General features: G+C 72.1%; 18 protein-coding genes. 6 read left to right on the top strand and 12 right to left on the bottom strand.

The window, feature by feature from the left end:
* Window positions 1–41 precede the first annotated feature (41 nt).
* From ACIBST_RS27135 to ACIBST_RS27145, 3 genes are read right to left on the bottom strand one after another with little or no spacing between them, the layout of a single operon-like run.
* A complete protein-coding gene (locus tag ACIBST_RS27135; RefSeq protein ID WP_387672540.1) occupies window positions 42–1,046 on the bottom strand; it encodes an acetamidase/formamidase family protein in 1,005 nt (334 codons plus the stop codon).
* Window positions 1,043–2,410: an APC family permease gene (locus tag ACIBST_RS27140; protein ID WP_397175618.1), complete on the bottom strand. Its 1,368-nt coding sequence runs from the start codon at window positions 2,408–2,410 to the stop codon at window positions 1,043–1,045. The genes ACIBST_RS27135 and ACIBST_RS27140 overlap by 4 nt, the downstream gene beginning before the upstream one ends.
* A 57-nt stretch (window positions 2,411–2,467) precedes the next feature.
* Window positions 2,468–3,547, bottom strand: coding sequence for a substrate-binding domain-containing protein (locus tag ACIBST_RS27145; protein WP_397175620.1), 1,080 nt, complete (start codon window positions 3,545–3,547; stop codon window positions 2,468–2,470).
* 51 nt (window positions 3,548–3,598) lie between these two features.
* Between ACIBST_RS27145 and ACIBST_RS27150 the strand changes: the two genes are divergently transcribed.
* Window positions 3,599–4,084 carry a MarR family winged helix-turn-helix transcriptional regulator gene (locus ACIBST_RS27150; RefSeq protein ID WP_397175622.1) on the top strand — a complete coding sequence of 162 codons (486 nt, stop codon included), beginning with the start codon at window positions 3,599–3,601 and terminating at the stop codon, window positions 4,082–4,084.
* Here ACIBST_RS27150 and ACIBST_RS27155 read toward each other — a convergent pair.
* The 3 genes from ACIBST_RS27155 to ACIBST_RS27165 form a co-directional block, all read right to left on the bottom strand.
* Complete coding sequence (locus ACIBST_RS27155) at window positions 4,053–4,535, bottom strand: cupin domain-containing protein (protein WP_397175624.1); 483 nt, start codon at window positions 4,533–4,535, stop codon at window positions 4,053–4,055. The genes ACIBST_RS27150 and ACIBST_RS27155 overlap by 32 nt on opposite strands.
* 28 nt (window positions 4,536–4,563) lie before the next feature.
* On the bottom strand, window positions 4,564–4,758 hold the full coding sequence (locus tag ACIBST_RS27160; RefSeq protein ID WP_397175625.1) for a hypothetical protein: 195 nt from the start codon (window positions 4,756–4,758) through the stop codon (window positions 4,564–4,566).
* A gap of 72 nt (window positions 4,759–4,830) precedes the next feature.
* Window positions 4,831–6,108 carry a Glu/Leu/Phe/Val dehydrogenase gene (locus ACIBST_RS27165; protein ID WP_397175627.1) on the bottom strand — a complete coding sequence of 426 codons (1,278 nt, stop codon included), beginning with the start codon at window positions 6,106–6,108 and terminating at the stop codon, window positions 4,831–4,833.
* A gap of 240 nt (window positions 6,109–6,348) precedes the next feature.
* Here ACIBST_RS27165 and ACIBST_RS27170 point away from each other — a divergent pair, with 240 nt between their 5' ends.
* The 4 genes from ACIBST_RS27170 to ACIBST_RS27185 all read left to right on the top strand — a co-directional run bounded on the left by ACIBST_RS27170 (window position 6,349) and on the right by ACIBST_RS27185 (window position 10,487).
* Window positions 6,349–7,878, top strand: a complete 1,530-nt coding sequence (locus ACIBST_RS27170; protein WP_397175629.1) for an alkaline phosphatase D family protein — start codon at window positions 6,349–6,351, stop codon at window positions 7,876–7,878.
* 9 nt (window positions 7,879–7,887) lie between these two features.
* Complete coding sequence (locus ACIBST_RS27175) at window positions 7,888–8,604, top strand: class I SAM-dependent methyltransferase (protein WP_397175631.1); 717 nt, start codon at window positions 7,888–7,890, stop codon at window positions 8,602–8,604.
* A 73-nt stretch (window positions 8,605–8,677) separates the two neighbouring features.
* Complete coding sequence (locus ACIBST_RS27180; RefSeq protein WP_397175632.1) at window positions 8,678–9,268, top strand: RNA polymerase sigma factor; 591 nt, start codon at window positions 8,678–8,680, stop codon at window positions 9,266–9,268.
* On the top strand, window positions 9,261–10,487 hold the full coding sequence (locus tag ACIBST_RS27185) for a CU044_5270 family protein (protein ID WP_397175634.1): 1,227 nt from the start codon (window positions 9,261–9,263) through the stop codon (window positions 10,485–10,487). Before ACIBST_RS27180 ends, ACIBST_RS27185 begins: the two co-directional genes overlap by 8 nt.
* Before the next feature lie 63 nt (window positions 10,488–10,550).
* Here the strand turns inward: ACIBST_RS27185 and rocD are convergent, their stop codons facing one another.
* From rocD to ACIBST_RS27200, 3 genes are all read right to left on the bottom strand, one after another.
* A complete protein-coding gene (gene rocD / locus ACIBST_RS27190; RefSeq protein ID WP_397175635.1) occupies window positions 10,551–11,756 on the bottom strand; it encodes an ornithine--oxo-acid transaminase in 1,206 nt (401 codons plus the stop codon).
* A gap of 1 nt (window position 11,757) precedes the next feature.
* Window positions 11,758–12,555, bottom strand: a complete 798-nt coding sequence (ddaH, locus tag ACIBST_RS27195) for a dimethylargininase (protein WP_397175637.1) — start codon at window positions 12,553–12,555, stop codon at window positions 11,758–11,760.
* Window positions 12,556–12,680: 125 nt separating this feature from the next.
* Window positions 12,681–13,169 (bottom strand): Lrp/AsnC family transcriptional regulator, encoded by a 489-nt coding sequence (locus tag ACIBST_RS27200; protein WP_397175639.1) that lies wholly within the window; start codon window positions 13,167–13,169, stop codon window positions 12,681–12,683.
* A 91-nt stretch (window positions 13,170–13,260) separates the two neighbouring features.
* On the opposite strand from ACIBST_RS27200, the gene ACIBST_RS27205 reads away from it, so the two are divergent.
* Window positions 13,261–15,609, top strand: coding sequence for a GH1 family beta-glucosidase (locus tag ACIBST_RS27205; RefSeq protein WP_397175640.1), 2,349 nt, complete (start codon window positions 13,261–13,263; stop codon window positions 15,607–15,609).
* On the opposite strand, the gene ACIBST_RS27210 is transcribed toward ACIBST_RS27205, so the two are convergent.
* The 3 genes from ACIBST_RS27210 to ACIBST_RS27220 all read right to left on the bottom strand — a co-directional run bounded on the left by ACIBST_RS27210 (window position 15,606) and on the right by ACIBST_RS27220 (window position 18,981).
* Window positions 15,606–16,553: an isopenicillin N synthase family dioxygenase gene (locus tag ACIBST_RS27210; RefSeq protein ID WP_397175641.1), complete on the bottom strand. Its 948-nt coding sequence runs from the start codon at window positions 16,551–16,553 to the stop codon at window positions 15,606–15,608. The two genes, ACIBST_RS27205 and ACIBST_RS27210, sit on opposite strands and share 4 nt — an antisense overlap.
* Before the next feature lie 157 nt (window positions 16,554–16,710).
* Entirely contained in the window at window positions 16,711–18,108 is a 1,398-nt protein-coding gene (locus ACIBST_RS27215) for a glycoside hydrolase family 16 protein (RefSeq protein ID WP_397175642.1), read from the bottom strand.
* Window positions 18,109–18,201: 93 nt separating this feature from the next.
* The gene (locus ACIBST_RS27220) at window positions 18,202–18,981 is read right to left on the bottom strand and encodes a hypothetical protein (RefSeq protein WP_397175644.1); all 780 of its coding nucleotides are present in this window, start codon (window positions 18,979–18,981) and stop codon (window positions 18,202–18,204) included.
* Window positions 18,982–19,103 lie beyond the last annotated feature (122 nt).

Below are 19,103 nucleotides of genomic sequence, written 5' to 3' on the forward strand. Positions count from 1 at the left end.
CCCTGACCTGCGACACCAAGGTTTACCTAAGTGGGGGATTGTCATGCGTCGTACTGGGCGCCCAGGGCGCGCAGGCGAGCGTGGGCGTCCTCGTACACCGAAGGGGCGCCCAGGTAGGTCTTGGGCAGCTTGGCGACCATGGTGTAGTTGGTGTCGCACACGTTCCCGACCGGCGCCTGGCCGGCCTGGCTGACGAGCTGGTACGCGTCCAGCGTGTCGAGCCCGGTCAGCTCCGACGTCCAGGTCACCAGGTCGTGCTGGCTGATGCGGTAGGCGTCCTCCAGGGGCCTGGCCGAGCCGGTGGACATCAGGTGCAGGTCGTCCTCCAGCCGGGGCCACGGCGTGGCCACGCCCTTGATCAGCTCGACCGCGACCACGGTGTTCATGGCCGACTCCACGGCCGTGCCGCAGACCTCGCCGTGCCCCTGCAGGCCGTGGCCGTCGCCGATCGAGAACATGCCGCCCTCGACGTTGACGCCCAGGTAGACGGTGACGCCCGCGCGCAGCTCGGGGGTGTCCATGTTGCCGCCGTGCGCGTCGGGGGTGATGGTCATGCGGGCCTCGTTCGCGCCCGGGGCCACGCCCACCGTGCCGTGCATCGGGTCGAGCGGCAGCGCCACGCTGAAGTCGCTGTTGCGCGCGTGGTAGACGGCCACGCCCTTGTCCACGTCGATGTCGTAGCGCCAGACCCGCTCCTCCAGCGGCGGCTGGAGCGTCGCCGTGGTGTGGGTGCCGGTCAGCGCGCCGAAGTGCGGGAACGTGGTGGAGACCGCCCAGTCGCGGGCCGGGGTGATCTTCACGAAGTGCAGCGCCAGCGTGTCGCCCGGCTCGGCCCCCTCCACGTGGAAGGGACCGGTGACGGGGTTCAGGTACGGGAACTCGCAGACCCGCGACGGCAGGTCCTCCACGGTCCGCACCCGGCCGCCGAAGCAGTCCTCGGTGTACAGCTCCAGCACCGTCCCGGGCCGGACCCTGCCCAGGGCGGCACGGCCGCCGAAGGTGTAGCTGAGCTCCTCCGGCGTGGGGTGGTAGGAGACGACGTTCACTTGACCTCCGAGGGGAGAACGGGCCTGCGGCCGATCAGATAGCTGACGCCCAGGACGGCGAGACCGACCGCCAGCCAGATCAGGCCGACCGTCTGGGTCACCAGTTTGGTGTTGTACACCACGGCGGCCAGGACGAGGAAGCCTATCGCCGGCGCGATCAGATGGGCCCACACGTTCCCGCTGCGCCTGCGGAAGAAGTGGTGGACGACGACGGCCACGTGCAGGATCAGGAAGGCGGTCATCGCGCCGAAGTTCACCAGCTGGCTGAGCAGGGCGATGCCGTCGTCACGGCTGTTCATGTAGAGGCCGATGCCCAGCGACAGCACGGCGACCGCCAGCGTGGCGTTGACCGGCACCTGGTGCTTGGGGTGGACCTTGGCCAGGAACGAGGGGAGCATGCGGTCGCGGGCCATCGCGAACAGCAGCCGCGAGGTGGCCGCCTGGGCGACCAGCGAGTTGGCGAAGCCCCACGCGATCGCGGTGGCGACGGCGGTCAGCACGCTCAGCCAGTGGCCGCCGGCGAACTCCGCCATGCGGTAGAAGGCGTCGCCGTTCGGGTCGCCGGCCTTGATCAGCTGGGCGCGGTCGGGCATGAGCAGCGCCGCGACCCACGTCTGCGCCACGAACAGCACCGCGGCCAGCGCGAGCGCGGCCACCATCGAACGGCCGAGCCGCCGGCCGTCCTCCTTGTTCTCCTCGGCGAGGGTGGAGATGCCGTCGAAGCCGAGGAAGGACAGCACCGCCGTGGCCGCCGCGCCGAACACCAGCGTCCAGTTGAACGCGGAGGACTCGAAGATCGGCGTGAGCGCGCCCGCCTGGGCCTTGCCCTGCGCCAGGGCGATGCCGCCGACCACCAGGAAGATCGCCAGCACGGCCAGCTCGGCGACCAGCATCACCCGCGTGATGCGCGCGGTCATCTGGATGCCCATGTAGTTGACGGCCGTGTTGAGCAGCACGAAGATGACCAGCCAGCCCGACACCGGGATGCCCGGCACGAACGAGTTCATGGCCAGGCTGGCGATGAGGTAGAGCAGCGACGGCACCAGGATGTAGTCGAGCAGGATCGCCCATCCGGCGATGAACCCGACCGGCGCCGAGATGCCGCGCCCGGCGTAGGTGTAGACGGAGCCGGCCATGGGGAACGCCTGGGCCATCTGCGAGTACGACAGCGCCGTGAACGCCATGGCGACCAGGCCGATGATGTAGGCCAGCGCGACCATGCCGCCGGACGACTGGAACACGCCGCCGAAGATGCCGAACGGTGCGATCGGCACCATGAAGATCAGGCCGTAGATCATCAGGTCGGCGAAGCCCAGAGAGCGTTTGAGCTCCTGGCGGTAGCCGAACTGCTCAACGGTGCTCATGTTGCGCGGCTCCTTGGTGAGGTTGGGGGGCGTTTCGCACCTTAGAGCCAAAGCTTTCTAGTGAAAAGGTTTCTCAAGCAAGAAATCCAGGCCGTCCGCCCTGCCGAGGTGCACCGTGCGCCGCACCTGCCGGTTCAGCAGCGTGAGCGGGCCGCGCGCGCTGACGATCGTGGTGCCGTCGGCCACCGCGTCGAGGGCGGGGACGGCCAGGCTGCCCGCCCGTGCCGACAGGGCGGCGAGCATCGCGACGGCCTCGTAGCAGCCCTGGCCGTGGGCGTTGAGCATGGGGGCGTGCGGGCCGAAGCGTTTGGCGTACCGTTCGGCGAAGTGCAGGCTGGCCTCGGTCGGCAGGTCGCGGAAGTAACCCATCGACGCGTAGAGCTCGCCGGTGCCGTCGCCGCCGATGCCGAGCAGGCCGTGCTCCTCCAGCGCCCCGCACAGCCGGGCCGCGCCGAGGCCGGCGGCCGCGTAGGCCCGGTTGAAGGCGACCAGATCGCTGCCGATCAGCGTGAGCAGGATCGCGTCGGGGCGGGCGTCGGCGATCCGGCCGAGCCAGGAGGCCGCCCCGCCGTACCGGACGAACGCCTCGCCGACGACGGTCGCGCCGCGCGCGCGCAGCCGGCGGCGGGCGCCCGCGTGCACCAGGCGCGGCCAGACGTAGTCGTTGCCCAGCAGGTACCAGCGGCGCGCCCGGTGGACGCTGACCAGCCACTCGATGCCCGGTTCGAGCTGCCTGCCGGGGGTCTCGCCGAGGAAGTAGACGCCCGGCGCGTGCCCGCCCCCCTCGTACGGCGGCGCGTACACGAACGGGACCCGCCCGCCGATGGCCGCGACCACGTCGATGCGCACGTCGCTGGCGTGCGTGCCCACCACCGCCTCGACCGTGCCGGACGCGACCAGGCCGGCCACCTCGGCCGCCACCTCGCGCCCCGGCCGCCCGCCGTCGATCAGCACCAGCTCGATCCGCCTGCCGAGCACGCCGCCCCGGGCGTCGACCTCCTCGGCGGCCAGCACCGCGCAGTTGATCGCGCACGGCCCCACCAGCCCGAGCACCCCCGACACGGGCACGACCAGGCCGATCCGGACCGCGTCCGAGGGGATGAGCCGGGCCTCGAAAGGATCGACGATGGCCGCCACGCCGACGAGTATCCTCCGAACTAGCTCTCCGGTGAAAGGACCTGATGTGTCATGGCTAAATCCGGGCTGGGGTCCTCACTCGCGTACGTGCTCAGCCGCGCCGAACGCGAGGTCACGCGCGGCCTGGCGGCGACCCTGGCCGGCGAGGACGTCACCGTCGAGCAGTGGCGCATCCTGCGCGCGCTGGCCGACGGGCGCGGCCACTCGATGGGGGAGCTGGCCGAGGCGGTGCTCATGCCGCACCCGACGCTCACCAAGGCGGTCGACCGGCTGATCGACCGGGCGCTGGTCCACCGGGGCGCGTCGGCGGGCGACCGGCGGCGGGTGACGGTGTTCCTCGCCGACCGGGGGCGCGACCTGCTGGCCCGCGTGGACGGCGCGGTGGCCGACCATCACCGGGCCATCGCCGCCGCGTTCGGCCAGGAGCGCACCGAACGGCTGATGCGCGAGCTGGACGAGCTGGCCGCCGCCCTCGACCGGGCCTCCGCTCAGCCGCCGGGCCCGGTCAGTCCAGCCAGTACGTGTCGTGGCGGATGAAGAACTCGGCCTTCTCCTCCTCGCTCTTGCCGGCCAGGTCGAGCAGCCCCTCGAAGTAGCCCTCGCGCGGAGCGCCGGGCGCGAAGTGCAGCAGCATGGTCGCGGGCTCGCCCGACTCGTTGCGGAAGGCGTGCACGCCGCCCTCGGGCACGTGCACCCAGTCGCCGGGGCGGGTGTCGATCCAGCGGCTGCCGTCGTAGATCCGCACCGATCCGTCGAGGACGTAGAACGACTCGGAGATCGACTTGTGGAAGTGGGGGCTCGGGCCGGACGGCTCGGGCCCCATCACCCAGCGGTAGAGCCCGAACTGGCCGTTGGTGGTGGCCCCGGTGGCCAGGTAGTGGACGGTGTTGCCGCTCGGGTAGGTCAGCTCGGGGGCGTGCTCGTAGGGGCGGTACGTGGCGGACAGCTCGCCGGTGTCGCCCGGATAGCGCGGTTCGGGATAGGTCATGAGGCCATCCTGCCCGACCCGCCCCCGATCAGCTCTCGCGGTTCTTCCTGTCGTGGTCGGACCACAGCAGCAACGCCAGGCCCGCGACCGCGAGGCCCAGGTAGGCCGCCAGGGGCAGCTCCACGAACCGCCCCACGAACCCCCATTCCGTGTCGAACCAGACGCGCCCGGCGAACCCGCCGAGCCCCTGGATGATGGCCATGACCCCGATGAAACCCCTCATGACCCCGACCGTCGCAGAACGGGACCCGCCCCGGCATCCGACCTTGGGCGGGTCACGTGCGACCAAAGTAGGTCAGGGGTACAGGCCCCGCATGCTGTGGGCCTCGGCGACCCGGCCCACGCCGATCACGTGCGCCGCCTCCCGCAGCGTCAGCCCGCGCTCGGCGGACATCGACTTGACCTCGGAGAAGGCGCCCTCCATCAGGTCGCGCAGCTTCACCTCGACCTCGCGGGAGCTCCAGGAGAAGGCCTGCATGTTCTGCACCCACTCCAGGTAGGACACGATCACCCCGCCGGCGTTGGCCAGGATGTCCGGCACGACGGTGGTGCCGTTCGCGGCCAGGATCTCGTCGGCCTCCGGCGTGGTGGGGCCGTTGGCGCCCTCCACGATCAGCCGGGCGCGCACGCGGGGCGCGTTCGCCTCGGTGATCACGCCTTCGAGCGCGGCCGGGACGAGCACGTCCACGTCCAGCTCGAACAGGTCGTCGTGGGCCATCGCGTCGGCGTGCGGGTAGCCGGCCACGCCGCCGGTCTCGGCCACCCAGGCGCGCACGCGGGCGACGTCGAGGCCGCCGGGCGCGTAGAGCGCGCCGGTGACGTCGGAGACGGCGACGACCTTGCAGCCCTCGTCGGACAGGTACTGCGCGGCCAGCGCGCCCACCTTGCCGAAGCCCTGCACGGCGACCGTGACGCCCTCCGGCGAGCGCCCGAGGGCGGCCAGGGCCGCGATCTGCACGCCGCGAGAGGTGGAGCCGGTGCGGCCGAGCGAGCCGCCGAGCGTCATCGGCTTGCCGGTGACCACGCCGGGCACCGAGTAGCCGGCGTTGACGCTGTAGGTGTCCATGATCCAGGCCATGGTCTGCTCGTCGGTGCCGACGTCGGGGGCCGGGATGTCCTTCTCCGGGCCGATCAGCGGCAGGATCTCGTTGACGTAGCGGCGGGTGAGCCGTTCGAGCTCGATCGTGGTCAGCGCGCCCGGGTCCACGGCCACGCCGCCCTTGGCGCCGCCGTACGGGATGCCGACCAGTGCGCACTTCCACGTCATCCACATCGCCAGGGCGGTGACCTCGTGGATGTCGGTGCCGGGATGAAAGCGGATGCCGCCCTTGGCCGGGCCGCGCGAGACGTTGTGCTGGACGCGGAAGCCCTGGACGACGTCCATGCGCCCGTCCTCGCGGCGCACCGGGACCGAGACGGTCAGGGAGCGGCGGGGCGTGGCCAGCATCGTGCGGAGGCCGTCGTCGAGCCCGAGGTGGGCGGCGGCCTGGTTCAGTTGGTGAAGAGCGGAGTCGAGCGCCTGTTGACCAGGTGTGATCAGCGCCGGCGTCTTTGACGGCACCATGATGCTCATGGTCGAGTTTCCTCCTGTATGCGCGCCCATTTTGTGCGAGAAGGCGCCGTTGCCTTCCCTCTTGGGCGTGTTGTCTCGATCATCCTAGGCGGGGCAGTTTGACCTTGCCTAGGCTATGAAGGCATATCCAAGCCGTTGATCAACGTGCTGGGAACGTGCCACTCTGGCAGGCTATCGAGCGAGAGTGTGCCGAATCGTCGAAAACCGGAGGGTTGGATGCCCGCACTCGTGGTTGGGCCGATGTTGCGTCACGTCGACTCGGTCAGTGCCTCGATCTGGGTGGAGACCAGCGAGCCCTGCACGGTCACCGTCGAGACGGCAGGCGGGGCTTATCGGTCGCCCACCTTCACCGTGCACGGTCACCACTACGCGATCGTGGATCTCGTTGACCTGTCCCAGGATATCGCCTCCTATTCCGTCAGCCTCGACGGGGACCAGGTCTGGCCCCTGGCGGGTCGCCCGGCCAGCCGGGTGCGGCTGCTGCCCGCCGAAGGGCCCCGCAAGCTGGCGTTCGGGTCGTGCCGCACGAGCGTGCCGCACGACTCGGCGCACGTCCGCACCCACGGCGACGACGTGCTGCGCGCCTACGGCGTGAGCCTCATGCGCGCCGACGAGGAGGAGTGGCCCGACCTGCTGCTGCTCCTCGGCGACCAGGTCTACGCCGACAGCCCCTCGCCCCAGATGCTCGACTACATCCACGCGCGCAGGACCACCGAGCCGCAGGGCGAGATCGCCGACTACGAGGAGTACGCCGAGCTCTACCGCCAGGCCTGGACCGACCCGGAGATCCGCTGGCTGCTGTCCACCGTGCCCACCGCCATGATCTTCGACGACCACGACCTGCGCGACGACTGGAACACCTCCCAGCCCTGGCGGGAGAAGATGGCTCTGACGAGCTGGTGGCCGCGCCGCGTGGTCGCCGGGCTGGGCGCCTACTTCGTCTACCAGCACCTCGGCAACCTGACGCCGGCCGAGCGGGCGGCCGACCCGCTGGTGCGCGAGCTCACCGAGGGCGGCGGCGACGGCGGCCCGGCCCTCGACGCCTTCGCCGCCAAGGCCGACGCCGAGCCGAGCAGCAACCGCTGGAGCTACACCCGCGACCTCGGGCACACCCGGCTCATCATGATCGACACCCGGTGCGCCAGGCAGCTCACCCCCGGCGACCGGCGCATGCTCGACCCCGAGGAGTGGGCCTGGCTCCAGGAGCAGGCCGCCGCCCCGGCCGAGCGGCTGGTCATCGGCTCCTCGATCCCGTTCCTGCTGCCCGAGGGCGTGCACGGCGTCCAGAACTGGAACGAGGCGCTGTGCGACGGCAAGTGGGGCCGTACCGTGCAGCGGTGGTCGGAGCAGCTGCGCCAGGCCGTCGACCTGGAGCACTGGGCGGCCTTCCGGCGCTCGTTCGAGGACCTGGGCAGGCTGCTGGTCCGGCTCGGCAAGCCGGCGGTGATCCTGTCCGGCGACGTCCACTACTCCTACCTGGCCAAGGCCTCGGCCGGGCAGATCTACCAGGTCGTCTGCTCGCCGATCCGCAACCCGCTCAGCCGGTTGCTGCGCTGGGCCAACGTGCTCACCCAGTTCGGGCTGGCGACGCTGGTGGGCAGCCTGCTGGCGCGGCTGGCGGGCATCCCGCGGCCGCCGTTCCGCTGGCGGGTGACCAAGGGCCCGCTGTTCCAGAACGCGCTGGCCACGCTGACCTTCCCCGACACGATCACCTGGTACGAGTCGACGGGCGACGGTGTCAGGCCGATCGACTCGGCCCGGCTGGCGTAGAAATGACCTATGAATGACGATCAGTACTCCAGGGCCGTGCCGTTCTACGACCTGTGGCACGAGGACGGGCACGTCCCCCAGATCCGCGAGCTGCTCCCGCCCCTGCTGAAGGGGGTGCGGGGCGGCGTCATGGAGATCGGCGCGGGCACCGGCCTGATCACCGAGGTGATCGTGCGCGAGACGGAGGGCGAGGTGTTCGCCGTCGAGCCGGCGCTGGCCATGCGGTCGGTGCTGCTGTCGCGGCTGGCGGCCGACGAGGAGGCCCGGCGCCGGGTCACCGTGCTGGCCTGCGGGGCGCTCGACGTCGACGTCGACGAGCCGGTCGAGGCCGTCGTGATGATCTCGGTGCTGCAGGCGTTCCCGGCCGGGCGGCGGGAGGAGCTGTGGCGGGTGCTGGCCAGGCAGCTCGAACCGGGCGGGCTGCTGCTGTTCAACTGGCGCGAGCGGCCCGCGCCCACGCCCGGTGAGCTGGAGCTCATGGGGTCCTACCAGGTCGGGCGGCACGCCTACGAGGTCTGGGGCCAGGTGCTCGACGTCACCGGCGAGACCGTGCGCTCGCGTTTCCTCTACCGGGTCAGGCAGCGCGGCGTGGTGATCGGCGAGGACGAGGTGACCAGCGAGGCCCACCGGCCCGCCGGCGACCGGCTGGCCGCCGAGCTGACGGCGGCCGGGTTCACCAGGGACGAGGCCCCCGACGGCCTGTCCGCCTGGCGAAAGGCGACATAGCCAGAAAAAGGTGGAACCGGGCTTCCGGGTGCGGCCAACAACAGGGTGACCGCATGAGAGAGGACCGGATGTCGTGAGTGTCGAGGACACAACCGCAACGCTGGATGACTCGACCCTGATCGGGCATTCGCTGAGCGATCCAGAGCGTTTCGCCGCGCTGTTCGACCGGCACGCCGACGAGATCCACAGGTACGCCGCCCGCCGCCTGGGCGCCGAGCTGGCCGAGGACGTGACGGGGGAGGTGTTCCTCCTCGCCTTCCGCGGCCGCGGCCGCTACGACCGCACCCTGCCCGACGCCCGTCCCTGGCTGTACGGCATCGCCACCAAGGTCGTGTCCCAGCACCGCAGGGCCGAACGGCGGCGCACCGCGGCCATGGCCAGGGTGGGCGCCGAGCGTCCGGGCGCGTTCGACGAGCGCAGCGCCGACCGGGTCACCGCCGAGCAGCTCCAGCCCCGCCTGGCCAGGGCGCTGACCAGGCTCAGCGCGGGCGAGCGCGACCTGCTGCTGCTCGTGGCGTGGGCCGACCTGACCTACGAGGACGCCGCGCGCGCCCTCGGGGTGCCCGTCGGCACCGTCCGGTCCAGGCTGCACCGGCTCCGCGTCAAGGTACGCAGGGCGCTCGGCGGCATCGATCCCTTCGCAGAGGAGCCCCAGCATGGATGACGAGATCCGCACGTTCGCCGACGGCAGGCCGGCGGCGCCGCCGTACGAGCCGCAGGCCCGCGCGCGGGCCAGGGAACGGCTGCTGGCCGAGGCGCGCGGCGGGCGGCGTCTGCGGCTGCCCAGGCTGGGCTGGCAGACGGCCGCGGCCTTCGGCGTCACGGTGGTCCTGGTCGGCGGCGTGGCGGTGGCGCTGTCCGGCCAGGGCGGGACGGATGCCCGCCCGGCCACCTCCGTGATGCTGGCGGCCGGCGAGCTGAACCCCCGGCCGGACCAGTTCATCCTGATCGAGTCCGACACCATGTACGGCTCGCGCTCGATCGACGCCTCCGGCGGGCAGAGCCGCTACCTCTACCGCCAGCACCGCAGGATCTGGAAGTCCGTGGACGGCAGCAAGGACGGCCTGCTGCAGATCGAGGGCCGCGAGCCGCGCCCCTGGCCGGGCGAGCCGCTGCCCGCCGACGCCACCAGTTGGCAGGGCAGCGAGTGGAACCGGCTGGCCTCCTGCCCCGACCTGCGCGGCCCCTACCGCGACGACTACGCCTACCTGAGCACGCTCCCGACCGACGCCACGGCCATGCGCGACCGCCTGTACCAGCCGGTCCCCGGGGGCGGCAAGGACGGCGATCCCGACGCCGTCGCCTTCGCCCGCGCCGGCGACCTCGTCAGGGAGAACTACCTGCCCAAGGCACAGCGGGACGCCCTGTTCGAGGCGGTGAAGACGATCCCCGGCGTCGAGGCGGCCGAGGGCGTCGCCGACTCCTCGGGACGCGTGGGCGTGGCGCTGGGCCGGGTCGCCGGCTGGGGCGTGCGCGAGGAGCTGATCTTCGACCCGGCCGGGCACACGTTCCTGGGGGAGCGGCAGGTCGTGGTCGACGCCAAGGCGGGCGCGCCGAAGGACAGCGTCCTGGCGCTGACGGCCCAGCTCGACGTCTCCGTGGTGGACGCCCTGCCGGAGGCCCCCGACGCCGCCGCCGACGCGAGCTGCATGCCGGAGACCCAGGCCCCCGTGCCCACTCCGTCGGAGTCCGGCTCGACGACGTCGGAGCCGCCGACGGCCGAGGCGACGATCACGTTCACCCGGGAGCCGGCGGCCGGCGCGCCCTCGGCCGAGCCGTCCGAGGAGCCGCGGCCGACGCCCACCGGCACGGCCGTCCCGACCGGCGAGCCGCAGCCGACCAGGACCGTCACGGTCGAGCCGAGCGCCTCCGCCGGGTCCTGACAGCCGGACGGGCGCGCCGGTGTGGCCGGCGCGCCCGCCCGGGGCCTGTCCGGGATCTGAGGGCTAGAGGCTTTCCAGGACGGCGGCGAGCTGGTCGACCGCCCAGAGCAGGTCCTCCTCGGAGATCACGATCGGCGGCGCGAGCCGGATCGTGGACCCGTGGGTGTCCTTGGCGAGCACGCCGCGCGCCATCAGCGCCTTGGAGACCTCGCGCCCGGTGCCGAGGGCCGGGTCGATGTCCACGCCCGCCCACAGCCCGCGCCCGCGCACCGCCACGACGCCCTTGCCGGCCAGCTCGCGCAGCCGCGCGTGCAGCACCTCGCCGAGCCGGGCGGCCCTGGCCTGGAACTCGCCGGTGTTCAGGATGTCGATGACGGCGATGCCGACCGCGCAGGCCAGCGGGTTGCCGCCGAACGTGGACCCGTGCTGGCCCGGCTTGATGACCCCGAGGACGTCCTCGTCCGCGGCGATGGCCGAGACCGGCACCACGCCGCCGCCGAGCGCCTTGCCCAGGATGTAGACGTCGGGGACGACGTTCTCGTGGTCGCAGGCGAACGTGCGGCCGGTGCGCCCGAGACCCGACTGGATCTCGTCGGCGATCATCAGCACGTTGTTGTCGGTGCAGATGCGCCGGACCTCGGTCAGGTAGCCGTCCGGCGGCACCAGCACGCCCGCCTCGCCCTGGATCGGCTCGACGAGCACGGCCACGGTGTCGTCGTCGATCGCCTCCCTGATCGCCTCGGCCGAGCCGTAACGGACGATCTTGAACCCGGGCGTGTACGGCCCGAACCCGTCGTGCGCGTCGGGGTCGGTGGAGAAGCTGATGATCGTGGTGGTGCGGCCGTGGAAGTTGTCCTCCATCACGATGATGTTGGCCCGCTCCGGCGCGACGCCCTTGACCTCGTAGCCCCACTTGCGGGCCACCTTGATCGCGGTCTCGACGGCCTCGGCGCCGGTGTTCATCGGCAGGATCATGTCCTTGCCGGTGAGGTCGCCGAGCCCGGCGCAGAACTGGGCGAACTGGTCGTGGTAGAAGGCCCGGCTGGTCAGCGTGAGGTTCTTCAGCTGCTCCTGGGCGGCCTCGATGATCTTCGGGTTGCCGTGGCCGAAGTTCAGTGACGAGTAGCCCGACAGGCAGTCGAGATAGCGCTTGCCCTCGACGTCGGTGACCCACGCGCCGTGCGCCTCGTGGATGACCACGGGCAGCGGATGGTAGTTGTGCGCGCTGCGGCGCTCGCTTACTTCGATCAGCTCTGCGCTGGTGCTCATGTTACTTCTCCCCCCTGATCTCCAGTGTGCAGCACTTGGGACCGCCGCCCGCCTTGCGCAGCTCCGACAGCTCGACCGGGATCACCTCGTAGCCGTGCCGCTTGAGCTCCAGCTGGAGCCCGGACGCCTCGGAGTTGATCACCACGTTGCGGCCGTCGCTGACCGCGTTGAGGCCGAGCACCTCGGCGTCCTCGGCGGTCGCGATCACCGCGTCCGGGAACATCGCGCGCAGCACCTCCTGGCTGCCCTTGGAGAAGGCGCCGGGGTAGTAGGCGACGTTGCGGCCGTCGAGCGGGAACAGCGCGGTGTCCAGGTGGTAGAAGCGCGGGTCGACCAGCTTCAGCGAGACGACCGGGCGGCCCAGGTACTCCTGCGCCTCCTGGTGGGCGACCACGTCGGTGCGGAAGCCGGTGCCGGCCAGGATGACGTCGTCGAGGGTGAGGAAGTCGCCCTCGCCCTCGTTGACGTGCGTGGGCTCCAGCGTCGGGTAGCCGCGCTCGACGAACCAGCGCAGGTAGGCCGGGCCCTCGGGGCCGCGCTCGGGGAAGGTGAAACGGGCGCCGTAGACCCGTCCGCCGACGACCAGCGCGCCGTTGGCGGCGAACACCATGTCGGGCAGGCCCTCGATCGGGTCGATGAGGCTGACCTGGTGCCCGAGCTCCTCGTACGCCGACTTCAGCCCTTCCCACTGCCGGATCGCCACCTCACGGTCGGCGCCGGCCTCGGGGTCCATCCACGGGTTGATGGCGTACTCGACCGCGAAGTAGTCCGGGCGGCACATGAGGAAGTGTTTGGGCATGCAGGGCTCCGTCGTCTGGGCAGGGAGAGTTCCCGTGTTGTTCCGGGAGGACGGGGACAGCCTAAGAATTGACGTTTGCGCAGGCCAAGCGGTGCGCATTGCGCGTTGGCGCGGGTCTGTTGCGTCTATCGGCCAACGACGTGCGATCCGTTGCGCGAGTCCGTCAGGGCGGCTCCCGGAGGGGTGTCCACCAGCCGCGACAGCACGATCGAGCTCTTGGTCCGCACCACGAAAGCCTCCGCCGCGATGCGCTCGATGACCCGCTCGACGTGCCGCACGTCGGTGGCCCTGATGTGCAGCAGCGCGTCGGCCTCGCCGGTGATCGTGGCCGCCGCCACCACCTCGGGGAACTTGGCCACCGCCAGGGCGATGTCCGACGGCTTGGTCTTGCCCTGGCAGAACAGCTCGACGTACGCCTCGGTGGTCCAGCCGAGCGCCTGCGGCGCGACCCGCGCGCTGAAGCCGGTGATCGCCCCGCTCTTCTGCAGCCGGTCGACCCGCCGCTTGACGGCCGACGCGCTCAGCCCCACCTGCTGGCCGATGTCCGCGTAGGTCGCGCGGGCGTCGTCGACGAGCGCCGCGATGATGTCACGATCGAGCCGGTCCAGTTCCACCGGCTCTGTATACCGCCTGGCCAGGCTGGCGCGCGACGAGCGCCGCGCGGGAGACTGGGCGCTCGGTCCACTGCCGGAGGATTGCCGCCACATGAATGTCGCACGTTTTCCCGAGGGTTTCGTCTGGGGGGTCTCGACGTCGGCCTTCCAGATCGAGGGCGGCACCGCCGCCGACGGCCGCGGGCCGTCCATTTGGGACGCCTTCGCGGGAGGCACTGCCGACGCCTGCGACCATTACCACCGATATCGCGAGGACGTCTCGCTGATGAAAGACCTGGGAATGGCCGCCTACCGGTTCTCGGTGAGCTGGCCGCGCATTCTCCCGGACGGCTCGGGAAAGGTGAACGCGGCCGGTCTCGACTTCTACCAGCGGCTGGTCGACGCCCTGCTGGAGGCGGGCATCACGCCTTTGGCCACCCTTTATCACTGGGACCTGCCGCAGGCGCTGCAGGAGCGCGGCGGATGGCCGTCCCGCGACACCGCCCGCTGTTTCGCGGACTACGCGGCGATCGTGGCCGAGCGGCTCGCCGACCGGGTCGGCACCTGGTTCACCGTGAACGAGCCGTGGGTGGCGGCCTTCGTCGGCCACGGCTCGGGGGTGCACGCGCCGGGCCGCCGGTCGGCCGCCGAGGCGTTCAGGAGCGCCCACCACCTGCTGCTCGCCCACGGCCTGGGCGCCCAGGCCCTGCGCGCCGCCGGGGCCGCCGAGGTGGGGGCCGTGCTCAACTTCTCGCCCGTGCTGACGCCGGCCCAGGTCGGCGACTTCGACCGGCCGCTGTCGGAGGAGGACGCCGAGGCCGTGGCCAGGATCGACGCGCTCGTCCACCGGCAGTTCCTCGACCCGATGCTGCGCGGCGCCTACCCCGCCGACCTGCTGCCGGTCATCGAGCGGCACGCCGGGCTCGGGCACGTCCGCGACGGCGACCTGGCCGACATCGCCCAGCCGCTCGACCTGCTCGGCGTCAACTACTACGCGCCGGCCGTCGTCCAGGCGCAGCCCGGCGAACCGGCCGACCCGGCTTATCCGGGAAGCGCCGGCGTGCTTTTCAGCACCATTCCCACGGCGGTCACCGCGATGGGCTGGCCGATCGTCCCGAACGCCCTTTCGCTGTTACTGCGGCGGCTCGCCGGCGAATATCCCGGGCTCGAACTCATGATCACCGAGAATGGCGCGGACTTCGTCGACACGGTCACTCCCGACGGCATTCACGACGTCGACCGCGTGCATTTCATCGAGGAACACCTGCGGGCCCTGCGGACCGCCGTCGAGGAGGGCGCGAACGTTCGCGGATATCTCGCCTGGACGCTGCTCGACAATCTCGAATGGGCCGAGGGGTACCGGCGCAAGTTCGGCCTCGTGCACGTCGACTTCGACAGCCAGCGCAGGCGGCCCAAGGACAGCGCCCTGTGGTACCGCGACGTCATCAGGCGCAACGGCCTGACCGAGGCGCCGCCCCGGCGTCCCACGCTGGAGACGGTGGCCGCCCGCGCCCGCGTCTCCCGGGCCACGGTCTCCCGCGTCGTCAACGGCGAGGCGTCGGTCAGCCCCGAGGTGCGCTCCACGGTCCTCCAGGCCGTCAAGGAGCTCGGCTACGTGCCCAACGCCGCCGCCCGCAGCCTGGTGACCCGGCGCACCGACACCGTCGCGCTCGTGCTGCCGGCCCCCAGGCACGCCGCCGACCCGATGGTCGCCGCCGCCGTCCAGTACGTGACGAGCCTGCTGGAGGGCGCGGGCAAGCAGATCACCCTCATGCTCGCCGACACCGCCGAGAGCCAGCGCCGCATCGTCCGGCACGCCGAGGCGCGCCTGGTGGACGGCGTCGTCCTGCTGCCGCCCGAGCGGGGCGACACCCTGGCCGAACGGCTCTCGCGCACCGGCGTGCCGCTCGTGCTGCTGGGCCGGCCGCCGGTCGCCTCGCTGGTGCCGTACGTGGACGCCGACAACGTCGCGGGCGCGGCGGCGGCCACCGAGCACCTGCTGGCCACCGGCCGCCGCCGGATCGGCATGATCTGCGGCCCGATGGACCTGGTCGCCACCCAGGACCGGCTCGCCGGCCACCGTACGGCCCTCGACCGCGCCGGGCTGCGGCCCAGACTGGCGATCGGCGACCTGACCCGGGCCTCCGGCACGGCGGCGGCCGGGCAGCTCCTCGGCGACGCCCCCGACCTGGACGCGATCTTCGCGGCCGACGACCAGATGGCCGTCGGCGCCCTGCTGGCCGCCCGCGCCGCCGGCCGGCGGGTGCCCGACGATCTGGCGATCGTGGGCTTCGACGACATCGACGCCGCCTCGGCCACCACCCCCGCCCTCACCACCGTCCGGGTGCCCGTCACCGAGCAGGCGCTGGCGCTGGCGCGGCTGCTGCTGTCGCGGCTGGAGGGCCGGAGCACCACGCCGGTCGTCCTGCCCACCCGGCTGATCGTGCGGGAGTCGGCCTAGATCTGCCGCTCGAACAGGCTCGGGAAGACCTTGGACACCTTCGACAGCAGGTACTCGCCGTAGGTGCCGGTGAAGTCGACCTGGCCGTCCCAGCGCTCGCCGGCGGCGTAGGGGAGGGGCGGCACCACGCTGTCCCACCCGGGGTCGAAGAAGAACGGGTAGCTCAGGCGCTCGTTGCCGCTGCGGTTGCGCACGCGGTGCGGCGTCGAGCGGTAGCGGCCGCCCGTGAGCTTGTCGAGCATGTCGCCGATGTTGCAGACGAACGTGCCCGGCAGCGGCGGCGCCTCGACCCAGCCGTCCGCCGTCCGGACCTGGAGGCCGCCGTTGGCGTCCTGGAGGAGCAGGGTGAGCAGGCCGTAGTCGGTGTGCTCGCCCACGCCCCAGGTCTCGTCGTCGTCCGGGGGCGCGGGCGGGTAGTGGAAGATGCGGAACAGGACGGTCGGGTCCGCGGTGTAGCCGGTGCGGAAGTAGCCCTCGTCCAGGCCGAGGCTGAGCGCGACCCCCGACATGACCGCCTGCGCGACCCCCGTCATCGTCTCCAGGTAGGCGAGGACGGCCTCCCGCAGCTCGGGCACCTGGACGGGGAACTGGTTGGGGCCGTGCAGCGGGAGCGGGCCGGGCGGCTGCTCGGCGCCGAAGTAGACACCCTCCTTCAGGTCCGGCCGCCCCGAGGTCAGCTCGCCGCCCACCGGGAAGAAGCCGCGCCAGGCCGGGCCGCCGCGGTCCATCGAGATCTCGGCCTTGACCTCCTCGGGCAGCGCGAAGAAGCGCCTGGCGGCGGCGTCGAGCCGGTCGAGGAGGTCCTGCGGCACGCCGTGCCCGCGGACGTAGAAGAAGCCGCTGTCCCGGCAGGCCGCGCCGATCTCCGCGCCGACGGCCTGCCTGTCACCGCCCGGGGTGTCGCCGACCAGCGGGGAGATGTCGATCACCGGCAATTCGCGCACTGTCCCATTGTTCCCCATCTACCGCGATCACCGACGAAGGGCCGCCGGCGGGAGGAGCGCGGGCTCGGGCGTCTCCGCCGCGCCCCTCCGCCGTCCTGGGCGGTCAGGGAGCGCGGGCTCGGGTGTCTCCGCCGCGCCCCTCCGCCGTGCTGGGCGGTCAGTTCGTCGAGAAGGTGAACCAGTTGACGTTGACGAAGTCGGCGGGCTGGCCGCTGCTGAAGGTCAGGTAGACGGTGTGCGTCCCGGTGACCCCGCTGATGTTGGCGGGGACCGTGCGCCAGCTCTGCCAGCCGCCCGTACTGGCCAGCGCGAAGTCGCCGATCGGCGGGGCGGACGGGCTGTCCAGCCGCACCTGCACCAGCCCGCTCACGCCGGCCGCCGCCCCCGACGCCACCCTGGCCTTGAACTGGCGGGCGGGCTCGGAGCCGAAGTCGACCCCGTCGTAGCGCAGCCAGTCGCCGTTCGTGATGGCGCCGACGTTCTGGCCGCCGCCGGTGTCGGTGGTGGCCTCGACGATGGTGCCCGACTGGGCCTGGTAGCGCTCGGCCTGGATGGTGGAGCGCGCGTCCACGCCGCCCGGGACGGTCGGCGTGGCCGTCGGGGTGGAGACCGTGCCGCTCTGCCAGACGGCCACGTAGTCCACCAGCAGCGGGTGGCCGGGGACCGTCGCCGCCGTCGGCGTGCCCGTGCCGGCCAGGGCGTTGGGGAATGCGCCGCCCATCGCCAGGTTGAGCAGCAGGAAGTAGCCGCCGTGCCCGGTCATGTCGGCCCAGGTGGTGGCGTCGAGCTGGTTCTGGCTGACGCTGTGGAACTGCTGGCCGTCGACGTACCAGCGGAGCTGGTTCGGGCTGGCGGCGCGGTCCCACTCGAAGCGGTAGGTGTGGAAGGCCGACTGGCAGGACGATCCGGGGCAGGCCCGGCTCGCGCCCAGGCCGGTCGTCTCGTTGCAGGGCCCGCCGGGGCTGACGCCGCAGTGGAGCACGCCCCACACCGAGTCGATGCCGTTGACGTTCTCCATGATGTCGAACTCGCCGATGCCCGGCCAGTTCCAGTAGTTCCCCCGGTACGGCGACCCCAGCGCCCAGAACGCCGGCCAGTAGCCGAGCGCCGCCTGACCGGTCACGTTCGGCATCTGGATCCGGCCCTCGATCCGCAGGACGCGCCCGGCGGCCGGCTTGAAGTCGGCCCGCCTGGTCTCGATGCGGGCCGAGGTCCACTCGCCCGAGCCGCTGCGCAGGGGCGTGATGCGCAGGTTGCCGGAGCCGTCGAGGCTGACGTTGGAGGTGCTGGAGGTGTAGTTCTGGATCTCGCCCGTGCCCCAGTTGCCCGGCCCGCCGGGGTAGCCGTGCCCAGTGTCGATGATCCACTCGGCGGACGAGGGCGGCGTGCCCGCCGAGCCGTTGAAGTCGTCGGACCAGACCAGCGACCAGCCGGACGGCGTGGACGGCACGGACGCCGAGGCGCTGACGGCCACTTTGACGAGCAGGCCGGTGAGTGCCACGAGCACCACCGCCACGGCCACCAGGCGGCGCCGGTGCCGGATCTCTGTTGTCATCCCTGCTCCATGGGGGGTGATGGCGGGTGAGAGAGCGCTCTCTTGACGCGACGTAAACACGCCGCTGACCGCGTGTCAATATGGGAGAGCGCTCTAGAGCAGGTCCACGGACGACGCCCCGGCGGCCTCGAACGCCTCCCGCCAGAAGCTCTCCAGCAATGGGAACCGGCCGGGGGCGGACTTCTTCGCCCGCAGGAACCCGTGCACCACCACCGCGTACCCGGACAGGTCGGGCAGCAGCCGCGCGGCCCGCAGTTCCCCGATCTTCCGGCCGCGGGCGGCCTCGCCCAGGTCCAGCTTGCCGACGTCCAGGTCGCCGCGGTCGTTGAGCAGGTCGCTGAACACGATGAGCCGGTGCTCCCTGTCCGGCTGCCGCAGCGCGCTGAGCTGCTTGACCGCGTACCGCAGGGCGCCCAGGACGTCCGAGCCCCGGCCCTCCTTCGGGCAGTCGAACAGCCCGACCGCCCGGGGGAGCACCTGCTGGATCCGGCGGGCCCTGACCCGGTCCTCGACCGCGGGGTCGTCGCCGGGGTTCTCGGTGCGGGTGGCGGCGATGGGCACCGGGTCCTCGCGGCACGCGCTGCTCTCCGAGCTGCCGGTCACCGCCGCGAAGCCGATCCAGTCGCAGCCCTTGGCGAACCCCGGCAGTTCGGAGTCGACGTCGTTCCTGGCGGTCACCGGGTCGGCGTAGCCCGTCGAGTCGACGACCGCGCCGCACACCGGGCCCGGATCCGTGCCGCACCCGCTCACCGGGCCGACGGCCAACGCCAGCACCACCACGACCCGCCCGGACCGGCCCGCCCACGGCCCGCGCGCCGCCGCGCGCCCGTCCGGCGGATGCCCTCGTCTGAACGGCCGCGACCCGAACGCCATCCGCGTCTCCTGGCTCCGGCCGGACCGGACCCCGGCTCGAATGTGGCTGAATTTCAGACTAGTCCGTCATGTCCTTTTCTGGCGGGGCGATTCGGCGCCCGCACGCGAAACGGCGGCCACCG

It is taken from the genome of Nonomuraea sp. NPDC049684 (assembly GCF_044465345.1).
Taxonomy (GTDB): Bacteria; Actinomycetota; Actinomycetes; order Streptosporangiales; family Streptosporangiaceae; genus Nonomuraea.

Coding starts and splice junctions, on each gene's coding strand:
- ACIBST_RS27140 (WP_397175618.1), bottom strand. CDS start 2,410: ATGAGCACCGTTGAGCAGTTCGGCTACCGCCAGGAGCTCAAACGCTCT.
- ACIBST_RS27150 (WP_397175622.1), top strand. CDS start 3,599: ATGGCTAAATCCGGGCTGGGGTCCTCACTCGCGTACGTGCTCAGCCGC.
- ACIBST_RS27155 (WP_397175624.1), bottom strand. CDS start 4,535: ATGACCTATCCCGAACCGCGCTATCCGGGCGACACCGGCGAGCTGTCC.
- ACIBST_RS27160 (WP_397175625.1), bottom strand. CDS start 4,758: ATGAGGGGTTTCATCGGGGTCATGGCCATCATCCAGGGGCTCGGCGGG.
- ACIBST_RS27165 (WP_397175627.1), bottom strand. CDS start 6,108: ATGAGCATCATGGTGCCGTCAAAGACGCCGGCGCTGATCACACCTGGT.
- ACIBST_RS27170 (WP_397175629.1), top strand. CDS start 6,349: ATGTTGCGTCACGTCGACTCGGTCAGTGCCTCGATCTGGGTGGAGACC.
- ACIBST_RS27175 (WP_397175631.1), top strand. CDS start 7,888: ATGAATGACGATCAGTACTCCAGGGCCGTGCCGTTCTACGACCTGTGG.
- ACIBST_RS27185 (WP_397175634.1), top strand. CDS start 9,261: ATGGATGACGAGATCCGCACGTTCGCCGACGGCAGGCCGGCGGCGCCG.
- rocD (WP_397175635.1), bottom strand. CDS start 11,756: ATGAGCACCAGCGCAGAGCTGATCGAAGTAAGCGAGCGCCGCAGCGCG.
- ddaH (WP_397175637.1), bottom strand. CDS start 12,555: ATGCCCAAACACTTCCTCATGTGCCGCCCGGACTACTTCGCGGTCGAG.
- ACIBST_RS27205 (WP_397175640.1), top strand. CDS start 13,261: ATGAATGTCGCACGTTTTCCCGAGGGTTTCGTCTGGGGGGTCTCGACG.
- ACIBST_RS27215 (WP_397175642.1), bottom strand. CDS start 18,108: ATGACAACAGAGATCCGGCACCGGCGCCGCCTGGTGGCCGTGGCGGTG.
- ACIBST_RS27220 (WP_397175644.1), bottom strand. CDS start 18,981: ATGGCGTTCGGGTCGCGGCCGTTCAGACGAGGGCATCCGCCGGACGGG.